This is a genomic window from Pseudophaeobacter sp. (assembly GCF_048267565.1).
In the GTDB taxonomy this organism is placed as follows: Bacteria; Pseudomonadota; Alphaproteobacteria; order Rhodobacterales; family Rhodobacteraceae; genus Pseudophaeobacter; species Pseudophaeobacter profundi.
On sequence record NZ_JBLWXG010000002.1, the window covers coordinates 176,211 to 186,167 of the forward strand.

14 protein-coding genes are annotated in these 9,957 nt (G+C 57.8%); 4 read left to right on the forward strand and 10 right to left on the reverse strand.

Going from position 1 to position 9,957, the window contains the following annotated elements; all coding sequences use genetic code 11:
• Nucleotides 1–51: 51 nt before the first annotated feature.
• Nucleotides 52–537, reverse strand: coding sequence for a protein-export chaperone SecB (gene secB / locus ACN0VH_RS07255; protein ID WP_278922190.1), 486 nt, complete (start codon nucleotides 535–537; stop codon nucleotides 52–54).
• A gap of 89 nt (nucleotides 538–626) precedes the next feature.
• Nucleotides 627–1,148 carry an FxsA family protein gene (locus ACN0VH_RS07260; RefSeq protein ID WP_417700141.1) on the reverse strand — a complete coding sequence of 174 codons (522 nt, stop codon included), beginning with the start codon at nucleotides 1,146–1,148 and terminating at the stop codon, nucleotides 627–629.
• Nucleotides 1,149–1,264: 116 nt separating this feature from the next.
• Between ACN0VH_RS07260 and ACN0VH_RS07265 the strand changes: the two genes are divergently transcribed.
• The 3 genes from ACN0VH_RS07265 to ACN0VH_RS07275 are packed head-to-tail and all read left to right on the forward strand — an operon-like array spanning nucleotide 1,265 to nucleotide 3,626.
• Nucleotides 1,265–1,918, forward strand: coding sequence for a Tim44/TimA family putative adaptor protein (locus ACN0VH_RS07265; RefSeq protein WP_278922188.1), 654 nt, complete (start codon nucleotides 1,265–1,267; stop codon nucleotides 1,916–1,918).
• Between the two features lie 59 nt (nucleotides 1,919–1,977).
• Entirely contained in the window at nucleotides 1,978–3,027 is a 1,050-nt protein-coding gene (gene mltA / locus ACN0VH_RS07270) for a murein transglycosylase A (RefSeq protein ID WP_417700334.1), read from the forward strand.
• On the forward strand, nucleotides 3,027–3,626 hold the full coding sequence (locus tag ACN0VH_RS07275; RefSeq protein WP_278922187.1) for a Smr/MutS family protein: 600 nt from the start codon (nucleotides 3,027–3,029) through the stop codon (nucleotides 3,624–3,626). The genes mltA and ACN0VH_RS07275 overlap by 1 nt, the downstream gene beginning before the upstream one ends.
• Nucleotides 3,627–3,713: 87 nt before the next feature.
• On the opposite strand, the gene ACN0VH_RS07280 is transcribed toward ACN0VH_RS07275, so the two are convergent.
• The 4 genes from ACN0VH_RS07280 to hslV all read right to left on the reverse strand — a co-directional run bounded on the left by ACN0VH_RS07280 (nucleotide 3,714) and on the right by hslV (nucleotide 7,939).
• Entirely contained in the window at nucleotides 3,714–4,838 is a 1,125-nt protein-coding gene (locus tag ACN0VH_RS07280; RefSeq protein ID WP_417700144.1) for an alpha/beta hydrolase, read from the reverse strand.
• Nucleotides 4,839–4,949: 111 nt separating this feature from the next.
• Entirely contained in the window at nucleotides 4,950–6,263 is a 1,314-nt protein-coding gene (gene hslU, locus ACN0VH_RS07285; protein ID WP_278922185.1) for an ATP-dependent protease ATPase subunit HslU, read from the reverse strand.
• A gap of 13 nt (nucleotides 6,264–6,276) precedes the next feature.
• Nucleotides 6,277–7,347, reverse strand: a complete 1,071-nt coding sequence (locus ACN0VH_RS07290; RefSeq protein WP_417700145.1) for a hypothetical protein — start codon at nucleotides 7,345–7,347, stop codon at nucleotides 6,277–6,279.
• A 1-nt stretch (nucleotide 7,348) separates the two neighbouring features.
• Nucleotides 7,349–7,939: an ATP-dependent protease subunit HslV gene (gene hslV / locus ACN0VH_RS07295; RefSeq protein WP_278922183.1), complete on the reverse strand. Its 591-nt coding sequence runs from the start codon at nucleotides 7,937–7,939 to the stop codon at nucleotides 7,349–7,351.
• Nucleotides 7,940–8,164: 225 nt separating this feature from the next.
• Between hslV and ACN0VH_RS07300 the strand changes: the two genes are divergently transcribed.
• A complete protein-coding gene (locus ACN0VH_RS07300) occupies nucleotides 8,165–8,356 on the forward strand; it encodes a DUF1127 domain-containing protein (RefSeq protein WP_278922182.1) in 192 nt (63 codons plus the stop codon).
• A gap of 86 nt (nucleotides 8,357–8,442) precedes the next feature.
• On the opposite strand, the gene ACN0VH_RS07305 is transcribed toward ACN0VH_RS07300, so the two are convergent.
• The 4 genes from ACN0VH_RS07305 to trxA form a co-directional block, all read right to left on the reverse strand.
• Complete coding sequence (locus ACN0VH_RS07305) at nucleotides 8,443–8,808, reverse strand: Lin0512 family protein (protein WP_417700335.1); 366 nt, start codon at nucleotides 8,806–8,808, stop codon at nucleotides 8,443–8,445.
• An 11-nt stretch (nucleotides 8,809–8,819) separates the two neighbouring features.
• Complete coding sequence (locus ACN0VH_RS07310; protein ID WP_278922181.1) at nucleotides 8,820–9,167, reverse strand: Lin0512 family protein; 348 nt, start codon at nucleotides 9,165–9,167, stop codon at nucleotides 8,820–8,822.
• A 177-nt stretch (nucleotides 9,168–9,344) separates the two neighbouring features.
• Nucleotides 9,345–9,563 (reverse strand): DUF6500 family protein, encoded by a 219-nt coding sequence (locus ACN0VH_RS07315; RefSeq protein WP_417700147.1) that lies wholly within the window; start codon nucleotides 9,561–9,563, stop codon nucleotides 9,345–9,347.
• A gap of 69 nt (nucleotides 9,564–9,632) precedes the next feature.
• Complete coding sequence (gene trxA / locus ACN0VH_RS07320) at nucleotides 9,633–9,953, reverse strand: thioredoxin (protein WP_232401411.1); 321 nt, start codon at nucleotides 9,951–9,953, stop codon at nucleotides 9,633–9,635.
• Nucleotides 9,954–9,957 lie beyond the last annotated feature (4 nt).

A 9,957-nucleotide genomic window follows, 5' to 3' on the forward strand; every position in this document is an offset into this window, starting at 1 on the left:
AACGCCGCTGAATAATCAGCGGCGTTTTGCATTCGGGCAGATGCAGATCGTTTACTGCTGCGGTGCGGCCTCAGCCTGACGGCGGGCCAGTTCGTTGCGGTAAATTGCAACAAAATCGATGTTATCAAGGTTCAGTGGCGGGAAACCACCATCACGGGTGACATCGGACACGATCCGGCGCAGGAAGGGAAAGGTCATGCGCGGGCATTCGATCAGCAGGAAGGGGTGCAGTTGATCTTCTGGCACGCCAGAGATGTTGAAAACGCCGACATATTCCAATTCCAGCACAAACAGAACGTCGCCGCCCTCTTTGTTTTTGGATTCGATGTTCAGCTTGGTCATCACCTCGTACTGGTTTTCGACTGACCGCTTCTTGGCATCGAGGTTGACCGCAACGTTGACGTCAGGCTGAACCTCGCCACCAGCGCCATTTTGCGCCATGACGTTTTCAAAAGACATGTCACGGATGTATTGACCCAAGATATTCATCTGGACCTGAGGCTGCTGTGCGCCTTCGGTTGCGCCATTTTCGGCCATTGAGATACTCCTACAAATATGTTTGGTCCGTGCTTATCAGCTTGGCTCGGGTAGCTCAACGGGTGGCGATAACGGCAGGGAGTAAAGGCCTATTTTGGTCCTTCAACCCAGCCGGATGGCTTACGATTGGAATTCTGGGGATCCTTTGGCGTGACCTCTTGATAATCGCCATCAATGATATCGCCCTGCCCGGCGGGATGCGTTCGCTGACCTGTGCGGGAATGTCGTCCCTGCATGGGATCGGGACCCATCTGAAATTGCGCCACGGTGATCCGCTTGCTGATATAGCGATAGACCGCCATGCGTACGGGCGGCATCAACAGGGCAAAGCCAACAGCATCGGTGAAAAATCCCGGCGTCAGTAACAGCGCGCCGGAAAACAGGATCATCGCCCCATGGGCCAAGGGTTCAGTCGGGTTGCCGAGTGTTTGAAAAGAGTTGCGCACCTGCCCCAGTGCCAACCGCCCCTGCGCGCGTACAAGCGCCGTGCCAAGGATCGCGGTCAGTACCACAATCGTCAGCGTTGGCCATAGGCCAATTGCGCCACCGACCTGAATGAACAGACCAATTTCAATAAGTGGCACCATCAGAAAGGCGATGAAAAGATACATTTGGTGGTTTCCTGTGATCATGCGCTGGACGGTAGACTTGCCCCCCCCAAGCACCTACATAAGGAGGGATCGGCCAGGTTTCAAATCGGGCCTGTAATATCCAGCGAGAGGTTCTTATGGAGTCGCCCTTGATTAGTCTTTTGGTTCTGGCCGGTATCGCGGTGTTTTTGATCCTGCGCCTAAGAAGCGTTTTGGGCACCCGTGAAGGTTTTGAAAAACCTCCGGTGGCCCCAACACAGAAGAGCCGCCGCCCCGATCTGGAAGTGATCGAAGGTGGTCCCGACCGCGACATTACCGATTATGTCGAAGAGGGCAGCGCCCAGGCCACGGCCCTGGCCGCGATGAAGCGCGCCGAGCCTTCGTTCCAGGTGGGGGAATTTGTGCAGGGTGCCCGCAGCGCCTATGAAATGATCCTGATGGGTTTTGAGCGCGGCGAACTAGACAGCCTGCAGGGCTTTCTCGCCGAAGATGTGTTCGACAGCTTTGTAGAGGCCGTGGCGCATCGCGAAGATCAGGGTCTGACCATCGAGGCCGAATTCATTGGCGTGCGTGAAACCGCTGTGTTGAATGCACATTTTGATGAATCAACCCGGATGGCGGAAATCACCATGCGGTTTGTCGGCGAACTGACATCAGTGGTGCGCAACAGCGCAGGCGAGATCATTGAAGGCGACGCCAATGCGGTCAAGCGGCAGAAAGACTCCTGGGTCTTTGCCCGCAGAATGGGTGTAGATGATCCAAACTGGCAGCTGATCGCCACGGACGGGTGAGTGCGGTGCTCCGGGATTTTTTCCGGGCAAAGGCACAGGCCGCTGCGCAGGCCGCCGTTATGGCGGCCTCAATGCTGGGGGCTGTGATGACAGGATCGGGCGCGGCTGCCGAGGTCAGCTATACGATGTTGGATTTCTCTCAGCTCGACGGCTGGGAGAAAGATAACCACGCCTCCGCGCTCAAGGTATTTTTGGAAACCTGCCCCGATCTGAAAGATCAGGACTGGCATAGCCTCTGCGCCCTGGCGCAATCGCAGGCCCCAAAATTGGCACAGCCAGATGGTAGCCTGGCTGCCCGCAGTTTTTTTGAACTGTTCTTTCGTCCGGTGCTGATCGAAGATGGTGCCCCTGCCCTGTTCACTGGCTATTTCGAACCAGAGCTGGAGGGGTCGCGCTATCGCACCGCCCGCTACCGCTATCCGGTCTATAAAATGCCGCCAGAGGCGAGTATCAACAGCCCCTGGCTGTCGCGCCGCGATATCCTGACCGGTGATGCAATGCAGGGTCGTGGGCTGGAAATTGCCTGGGTGGATGATCCGGTAGAACTGTTTTTTCTTCAAATTCAAGGATCTGGCCGCATAAAGCTCAACAGTGGTGGCACCCTTCGGGTTGGCTATGGCGGCGCCAATGGTCATCCGTATCGCTCTATCGGGATGGAAATGGTACGGCGCGGCATCTACAAGGCGCATCAGGTCAGTGCCCAAGTGATCAAATCCTGGGTGCGGCGTAATCCGGTTGATGGCAGCGAGCTGCTGTTGCACAACCCGTCTTATGTGTTCTTTCGTGAAATCCGTAAAATCCGCCCGTCAAAAGGACCGCTTGGCGCTATGAACAGGTCGATTACGACGCTGCGCAGTCTGGCGGTGGATCCCAAATATACGCCACTTGGGGCGCCGGTCTGGGTTGAAAAGGACGGTGAAACCAAGATGCGCCGCCTGATGATCGCGCAGGATACCGGCTCTGCCATCAAGGGTGCCCAGCGGGGGGATATATTTTATGGCACCGGCGACAGCGCCGGACAGGCAGCCGGGCGTCTGCGCGACCCTGGCCGCATGGTGGTTCTTTTGCCTATTCAACGTGGCTTTGCGCTTGTGCCGGATGGTTTCTGATGAGCCGCCGCAAATTGACATCCGAAGAGATTACGCTTTGGCATCAGGTGGTTGAACATGCCGAACGGCTGCATCCGGGCAGCCATTCGACGCCTCCTGCCCTGCCGCTGCCCAAGCCAAAGCCGAAAAAACAGCCAGAGCCCCGGTCAGAAAATCTGCTGGAAGCCTTTGAACTGGGCAGCCGCGCCAAACCCAAAGCGGCGCGCCATGATCTGAAGCCCAGCCCGGCAAAGTCCTTGTCCGCGCAGTCGGTGCAGATGGATGAAAAGGCCTTTCGTCGAATGAAACGCGGCAAACTGCGCCCAGAAGGCAAGCTGGACCTGCATGGCATGCGGGTTGATAGCGCCCATCCGGCGCTTACCCGGTTTATCCTGTCGGCGCAGGCCTCGGGGAAGCGGCTGGTGCTAGTGGTGACGGGCAAGGGCAAAGACCGGGATGAGCCAGGCCCAATCCCGGTGCCGCGCGGGGTGCTGCGCCATCACGTGCCGCAATGGCTGGCGCTGCCCCCCTTGGCGCAGGCGGTGCTGCAGGTCAGCCAATCCCATGTCAGCCATGGCGGTGCCGGTGCCTATTACGTCTATCTGCGGCGTACCCGCTGATAGTGCCGCGTTCATTTTCAGGCAGGCGACAAGCGCTCCCCCCTTTTGATTTCTTGAAAACCCGTAGCTACCTTTGCGCGATATGCGCTAGCGGCTTCCGCCTATCAGGGTCAGCACCTCAGCTTGACCTTCCCTGCGGGATATCAGCGCAGTTTGCGGCAGTGCGGCCCCGATGTCGATAACGCGCGGATTAACCGAAAAGGCATCATGCGTTGCCTTTGCCTGATTGAGAAGCGACAGCAACGCCGGAGAGGTCGCAGTCACAAAATGGCTGGAGTCGGCATTCTTGGCAAAGGCTGTTGTATCGATGATTTCGATAGGCAAGTCAGCCACCTGATCGGCTGAACTCAGATTGCCCAAACGTTCACGGCTATAGGTGCCGCGCAGCCGCTGAGACAGGTTGAGGATGGTATCTTTGCGCGACACAAAGACCAAAAACGGCTGCGGGACCCGCTCCATACGACGCATCTGGCTGTGAAAGACATCAAGATCCAGGTCCGGCGACATCAGCACCACGCCGGCCAGGTTCTCGTCAGACCAGCTTGGCGTCTTGATCTCGATCTGTCGCAAGACCTCCATCGTTAGCACCGTGCCCATGGAATGGGCCGCCAGAACGATGCGTCCGGCCCCGGCCTTTCTAAGGTGGCGCAGCAGGTCTTCCAATCCGTCGCGGGCAAACATGACGCTGTCGCCATCATAGGCATAGCCCAGCGGGCTGCCGAGGCTTGGCCAGGAATAGATCACCGTTGCGCCCGGCGTATTCAGATCATGGGTAAGCTGGGCCGCACGAAAGGCTGTTTCGGTCTGGGTGGAATTGAAACCGTGCACAAAGACCAGCACATCGCGTTCATTGGGGGAATAGCGGTTAAGCTGCTCATTCAGCCGACGATCAAACGCCGCTTTGTTTTCAAACCGATGACGTGCTGCCAGGGTAAATTTATTCTGGGGATCCGGGTCGCCATAGCCAAACTCCAGCTGTCCTGGTGTATGGTTTGGCGGAATAGACACGGTGAGTTCCAGCAGGCTGTTTTTGCCACTGCGCTCTGGCCCAAAAGAGCCATCAGGTAGTTCTGTCCGGTTGGTGGCAACAAAGATTGTCTTTGGTGTGCCCACCTGCAGGGCCTGAGGGGTCACCGGAGACAGGCTGCGGTCGGTGCAGCCGAGCAGTACCAGAGACAGGCCAAAAGCGGCCGCCAAACGAAGAAAGACCATGCTGAACCCTTGTTGAACCCGACCTGGTCAATCTGACCTGGGCTATTGCCTGCCCATAGGCTAGCAAGCCTATGGGCAGATTTGAACCCACGTTATTGCTGTTGAAACTGGCTATAGCACATAGCGGCTGAGATCGCTTTTGCTCGCCAGCTCGCCCAGATGTTTGCTGACGAACTGTGCATCGACGGTGATCTGCTCGCCGCTGCGATCCGGCGCACTGAAAGAGAGTTCCTCGAACACCCGTTCAATCACTGTATAGAGCCGCCGCGCACCAATGTTTTCCACCGCGTGATTGACCTCTGCGGCGATCTTGGCCAGCGCGGCAATGCCGTCGTCGGTAAAGGTGACATCAACCTCTTCGGTGCTCATGAGGGCAGTATATTGCAGCGTCAGCGCATTGTCGGTTTCGGTCAGGATGCGGACGAAATCATTCTCGCTCAGCGCGCGCAGATTGACCCGGATTGGCAGGCGGCCCTGCAATTCGGGCAACAGATCCGACGGTTTCGCGATATGAAAGGCACCAGAGGCAATGAACAGGATATGGTCGGTCTTGATTGGCCCATGTTTGGTGCTGACGGTGGTGCCTTCGATCAGCGGCAACAGATCGCGCTGCACCCCTTCCCGGCTGACATCGCCGCCGCGCGCATCAGAGCGGGCGCAGACCTTGTCGATTTCATCCAGAAAGACGATGCCGCTCTGCTCTACCGATTCAACCGCGGTGCGGGTGACAATTTCGTCATCCAGCAATTTGTCGGCCTCGTCACTGATCAGCACATCATAGCTTTCGGCGACAGTCATCTTTTTGCGTATTGTGCGCCCGCCCATGGCCTTGCCAAAGATATCGCCAAGGTTCAGCATCCCCATATTGCCGCCGCCGGGCTGGCCGGGGACATCAAACATATTGCCCATGGGGTTTGATGTATCTGCCACGTCCAATTCGATCAGCGCATCGTCCAGCAGGCCGGATTTCAGCTTTTTGCGGAAAATCTCGCGGGTGGTTTCGCGGGCATCTTCGCCGGCCAGGGCAGTGATCACCCGGTCTTCCGCGGCTTGATTGGCCTTGGCCCTGACATCTTCGCGCATGAATTCACGGGTCTGCACGATGGCGCTGTCAACCAGATCGCGGATGATCTGTTCCACATCGCGCCCGACATAGCCGACCTCGGTGAATTTTGTGGCTTCGACCTTGATAAACGGCGCACGTGCCAGTTTGGCCAGCCGCCGCGAGATTTCGGTTTTGCCGACGCCCGTGGGCCCGATCATCAGAATATTCTTGGGGTAGACCTCGTCGCGCAGATCATCGGACAACTGCTTGCGGCGCCAGCGGTTGCGCAGGGCTACGGCAACGGCGCGCTTTGCATCGTTTTGGCCGATGATAAAGCGGTCAAGTTCAGAAACGATTTCACGGGGGGTAAGATCAGTCATGGCAGGTCTCGTTTCAGTGTGAAGGAGGAAGCCGGTGCAGCGGCAGCACACCAGCCAAAGGAGAGAGCAGGACAGCCCGGATCGGTGCCCAGAAGGCACCCAGGATCACCAGGACAAGACCAAGCAACAGGATGGTCACCGCAGCACCTTCGCCGTCAAAGACAGTGCTGGCCAGCGTGACGCTATAGCCGATGGCGGCGATCAGAAAGGACCGGCGGTCGATGATGATGGCCACCAGGGCAAACCCCAAGAGCACCGCCATCAGCGTTAGTTGCCCCTGGGTTGTACCGTCCTGCAACAGGTTGAGAGCAATGGTATTCACCAAGGCCGGCGCGGCCACCACATGCAGCCAAAACCCCTGCGCCGAACGGCGGGTCACCCGATGCGGATCGCTAAGGTCAAACCCCATGGCGACGCCAAACACAGCCAGCCCCACCAAAAGTGTCACCCAGGCAAAGGGGCCGGATGCTGAAAACAAGAAGAAATCACTGATGCCAGCCGGGCTACCGGCCTGTTCGGCGGCGACCATAAGGGCAAAGGCAAAAATCCCCAGCGCGATCAGTGCCATGGCAAAGGGAACGCGAAAGCGCAGCCAGAACAGCGTCATGGCCAGGGTGGTCAGCGCCATGGGCAGTGGCAGGCTGGAATAATCGTTCTGCGCCACCATGAAGGGTTCCGAAAAAAAGGTCGTGATGCCGACACCGGCATTCCCAGCCCATAGCAGCGACAGTGCAACTGCCGGGGCGACCATGCGGCGGCGGCGAATGAAGTATTCGGCAAATCCCCACAGGACCACCGCGCCCAGAGCCGAAGAGTAGATGGTCTTGTCAATATAGCCACCCAGGCTGCCTGCGATATAGGCAGCTGTCACCGCCGCCCAGCCCGAGGCCAGGATCAGCATGCCGATGACGATGAAAATTTCGTTGAAACCTCGGAACAGTTCAAAAGGTTCATCGCCGGGGGCCAGGTTTTCGCGCGCCCCACGGCGGCTCTGGGCCATGGCCACCAGAGAGGTCGCCTGAGCTTCGCTGATCAGGCCAGAGCCAACGGCTGCGCGAATGTCATTCTGGTCGATCAGGCTCACTTCAGTGCTCCGGTTTTCTGGTTGGGTCGCTGCCATCGGCGGCAATGGCTTCAACCGTCAGGCGCCCATTGGTATAGACGCAAATATCGGCGGCAATTGCCATCGACTCGCGCGCCACTTCTTCGGCAGAACGTTCACTGTCAAACATGCCACGCGCCGCTGCGAGCGCAAAGTTGCCGCCCGATCCGATCGCCGCCACGTTATGTTCCGGTTCCAGCACATCACCGGCCCCGGTGATCACCAAAAGCTCGGTTCCGTCGGTGACAATCAGCATGGCCTCTAGTTTTTGCAGATATTTGTCGGTGCGCCAGTCCTTGGCCAGTTCAACACTGGCGCGGGCCAGTTGGCCGGGGGTCGCTTCCAGCTTTGCTTCCAGACGTTCTAGCAGGGTAAAGGCATCGGCGGTTGAACCAGCAAAGCCGGCAACCACGTCGAACCCGCCGGGGGACAGGCGGCGCACCTTGCGGGCGGTGCCCTTGATCACGGTTTGCCCCAGGGAAACCTGTCCATCGCCGGCGATGACGACCTGGCCGCCTTTCTTGACCCCGATGATGGTGGTTCCGTGCCAGCCGGGGAATTGATCCTCTGCCATTTATGCCTCCAGTTTTGTTGCCCCCTATATGGAAGCATCGCCAGCGCTGTACAAGGCTCGGCTGCTGCGGGGGAATAGAGGGGCGTTAATATGCTGCTTACTTGCTATGCATCCAGCGCATTTCCGGACTGTTTAATAGGCAATTGTGAGACTCACATCGCTCTCCTACATGGAGGTCACAGACATACACTGTGCTCAACACTCTTCACTTTAAGGACTCGTGCAATGACGACCGCAAACCTCCATGCGCCGCTGGGCGCAGTCTCCGTTCTTCGCCTGGTAGACTTCATCTACAACGCCAAGGAAAATCTGGTTGAGTGGAACGAATCCCGCCAGACCCGCAAGGCGCTGTCGCAGCTTTCGGCTGCTCAGCTGGAAGATATCGGCCTCACCGCCGAAGATATCGCCAAACTGTAACAGCAGTCTGGTCCGGGCGCAGCCGCGCCAGAGATAGGATGAGCCGCTCCCATTTTGGGGCGGCTTTGTCTTTTGGCGCACCCACCTCAGGAACTGAGCCTGTAATGCGCTGCCAGATCCGGCAGCCAGGCTTCGATTGCGGCAGTGGCAACGACATGCGGGCTGCCAGATCCGGCATCGGCCACATCCAACCCGCCTTTGACCGCTCGCACCGATGCACAGCCGCGCGGCAGATCCTGCGCCACCAGATCACAATCTACCAGATCTGGCTGTTGTACCGCGATGGTGACAGCGACCCGCATCTTGCTGTGATCGACACCCAGCTTGGCAAACAGCGTGATCGATGAATGATGCAGCGCGTCCTGCACCGCGCGCCGCGCCGCCTTGGTATAGTCCTGACCGTAGAGATCGTTGCCGGTGCCCATTTCCAGGATGATGCGTTTTTCGCCCATGTTTTGTTCCATCATATGGTCTCCATATCAAAAGAGACACTTACAGCAGCATTGGCAATTACTGTGCGCCCTGCCCCATCTGGTTTTTCCACATCCAACCCGCCCTGGCTGACAGTGATTTCCGGCTGGCCATAGGGAAAGATCGCCTTCAGCGCGGCCAGATCAACCTGATCAGGCCGGGCCACGCCCACCTCGGCATCAATAATCATCGCCTCTTTCGGAAAATCAAACAGCTCTGCAACATTCACCGAATTATGCCAAAGCGCATCTTTGATCGCGCGTTTTGCCGCCTCGGTGTAATCCTCGCGGCGCAGCGAGGTGCCCATACCGAATTCCACCAATACCCGTGTTTTGGCCATCTCTGCCTCCCCGTTTCTGTTCTGCTCACTCTCCGCAGCAGGCCGCAAAAGAAAACCCCATATTTTCATTTGGCAAAAAATATCCCGGGGGGTGAGGCCCGTTAGGGCCGAACGGGGCAGCGCCCCTTAGGATAGACATCTTCCCGGCAAAGCATCGCTGTGTCCGGGTCAGACATACTAGGCGCCGGTTTCCAGCATGTTGCGGATTTTCACGGCCTTTTCAAAATGGTCCAATTGATGCGTTTCAATCCACCAACGGGCCACCTGCATCAGCAGCAGGGGATCATCATTGCGGTTTTTGAAAAAGGCATAAAACGACAGGCCAACGCCTTCGCCCTTTTTGGCGATCTTGTCGGTGCAGATGGAAATGGCCTTCTGGCGAAAATCGGGTGTCATAAACTGTCCTTTGAAATGAAAAAGACGCCCTCAGCGAGGGCGCCTTTGAAATCCAGCGGATCGCTTGGATCAGATAGAATCGTTGATCCAGCTTTGCAGCGCCGCCTTGGGGGCGGCGCCGGCGCGGTTGGATACAACCTCACCATCCTTAAAGATGAACAGCGCCGGAATGCCACGCACGCCCATGGCGGCGGCGGCATTTGGGTTGCTGTCGACATCAACCTTGGCAATCTTCAGCTTATCGCCATATTCTGCAGCCAGTTCTTCCAGCGCGGGGCCGATCTGTTTGCAGGGACCGCACCATTCGGCCCAAAAATCGACCACAACGGGGACAGAGGAGTTCTTGACTTCGGCGTCAAATGTTTCGTCGGTGACGGCTACGGTGGACATGGAA

What these genes read in the sequence shown, in the direction of transcription:
- secB (WP_278922190.1), bottom strand. Translation starts at nt 537, where the DNA reads ATGGCCGAAAATGGCGCAACCGAAGGCGCACAGCAGCCTCAGGTCCAG.
- ACN0VH_RS07260 (WP_417700141.1), bottom strand. Translation starts at nt 1,148, where the DNA reads ATGTATCTTTTCATCGCCTTTCTGATGGTGCCACTTATTGAAATTGGT.
- ACN0VH_RS07265 (WP_278922188.1), top strand. Translation starts at nt 1,265, where the DNA reads ATGGAGTCGCCCTTGATTAGTCTTTTGGTTCTGGCCGGTATCGCGGTG.
- mltA (WP_417700334.1), top strand. Translation starts at nt 1,978, where the DNA reads ATGGCGGCCTCAATGCTGGGGGCTGTGATGACAGGATCGGGCGCGGCT.
- ACN0VH_RS07275 (WP_278922187.1), top strand. Translation starts at nt 3,027, where the DNA reads ATGAGCCGCCGCAAATTGACATCCGAAGAGATTACGCTTTGGCATCAG.
- ACN0VH_RS07280 (WP_417700144.1), bottom strand. Translation starts at nt 4,838, where the DNA reads ATGGTCTTTCTTCGTTTGGCGGCCGCTTTTGGCCTGTCTCTGGTACTG.
- hslU (WP_278922185.1), bottom strand. Translation starts at nt 6,263, where the DNA reads ATGACTGATCTTACCCCCCGTGAAATCGTTTCTGAACTTGACCGCTTT.
- hslV (WP_278922183.1), bottom strand. Translation starts at nt 7,939, where the DNA reads ATGGCAGAGGATCAATTCCCCGGCTGGCACGGAACCACCATCATCGGG.
- ACN0VH_RS07300 (WP_278922182.1), top strand. Translation starts at nt 8,165, where the DNA reads ATGACGACCGCAAACCTCCATGCGCCGCTGGGCGCAGTCTCCGTTCTT.
- ACN0VH_RS07305 (WP_417700335.1), bottom strand. Translation starts at nt 8,808, where the DNA reads ATGGGCGAAAAACGCATCATCCTGGAAATGGGCACCGGCAACGATCTC.
- ACN0VH_RS07310 (WP_278922181.1), bottom strand. Translation starts at nt 9,167, where the DNA reads ATGGCCAAAACACGGGTATTGGTGGAATTCGGTATGGGCACCTCGCTG.
- ACN0VH_RS07315 (WP_417700147.1), bottom strand. Translation starts at nt 9,563, where the DNA reads ATGACACCCGATTTTCGCCAGAAGGCCATTTCCATCTGCACCGACAAG.
- trxA (WP_232401411.1), bottom strand. Translation starts at nt 9,953, where the DNA reads ATGTCCACCGTAGCCGTCACCGACGAAACATTTGACGCCGAAGTCAAG.